The sequence below is a fragment of the Synechococcus sp. R6-10 genome, assembly GCF_047461815.1.
In the GTDB taxonomy this organism is placed as follows: Bacteria; Cyanobacteriota; Cyanobacteriia; order Thermostichales; family Thermostichaceae; genus Thermostichus.
Window position 1 is genome coordinate 1 of sequence record NZ_JANSHW010000301.1, and the last position, 1,185, is coordinate 1,185.

1 protein-coding gene is annotated in these 1,185 nt (G+C 58.0%); it reads right to left on the minus strand.

Going from position 1 to position 1,185, the window contains the following annotated elements; all coding sequences use genetic code 11:
• Positions 1-19 precede the first annotated feature (19 nt).
• Complete coding sequence (locus tag NW837_RS09105) at positions 20-1,003, minus strand: PhoH family protein (protein WP_414330856.1); 984 nt, start codon at positions 1,001-1,003, stop codon at positions 20-22.
• Between the last annotated feature and the right edge of the window lie 182 nt (positions 1,004-1,185).

The following is a 1,185-nucleotide window of genomic DNA, read 5'->3' on the forward strand; positions in this document are numbered from 1 at the left end:
AAAAAGAGCACCCTCAGCTTCACGACTGCCCCTCGTAGCGGGCGTAGGCATCGACAATCCGCTGCACCAGAGGGTGGCGCACCACATCCCGCTGGTCGAAGTAGCAAAAGGCAACCCCCTCTACCCCTGTCAGAATACGCTCTGCCGCTGCCAGGCCGGACATGCGATGTTTGCCTAGATCCGTTTGGGTGAGATCCCCGGTAACCACCATACGCGACCGGAATCCCAGCCGCGTGAGGGCCATCTTCATCTGCTCGGGGGTGGTGTTCTGGGCTTCGTCCAAAATGATGAAGGCATTGCTCAAAGTACGGCCTCGCATATAGGCCAGCGGCGCCACCTCGATCACCCCCTGCTCCATCAACTGCGGCAGCTTGGCCGGGTCGATAAACTCGAACAGGGCATCGTAAAGGGGCCGCAGATAGGGATCCACCTTTTCCACCAGATCCCCCGGCAAAAACCCCAGTTTTTCTCCCGCTTCCACAGCCGGGCGAGTCAAGATCAAACGCTCGTACTCTCGGTTTTGTAGGGCAGCAATGGCCACAACGGCAGCCAGATAGGTTTTTCCTGTGCCCGCCGGTCCAATGCCAAAGCAGAGGTCGTGGGTGCGAATGGCTCGCACGTACTCCTGTTGGCGGGGCGTTTTCGGTCGGATGAGCTCCCCTTTGCGGGTGCGGGCCAAAATCCCTGCTTGTGCTTGCTGGTAGGCGGCAGCCTCTTGTCCGGAGAGGGCGCGAAAAGCTTGCTCTGCATCGATCACAGTGACGGGGTGCCCAGTTTGCCAAAGCGGCCTCAGCAATTCTAGCCATTGCCGCACCTGCTGCCGCTGTTGGGGAGTGCCTTTCAGGTACAGGTCTTGTCCGCGCAGCGTTACAGAAGCACCGCTGGAGCGACTGATCCACCTCAGGTTGGCCTCCTGAGTGCCCGCCAAAGACATGGCCTGTTGAGGATTGGACAGAGAGATGACTTCGAAATCAGAAGAGAGGGAAGTAGGGTTGTCGTGCATGCCGTGGGCGCCGGGCACCCTGGGAGACCTGTAGGGGTGATCTTACCAAAAACGCTTGTCAGGGCGCTCTGGGCTGTGGAAAGCCGCTGCAGAGCCCAGGGGTCAAGCGCAAGAGCATGACTCTAGTCAATAATAAGCTCAACTATACTGAAAATAATGTATAATATGTTCAGTACGGATTA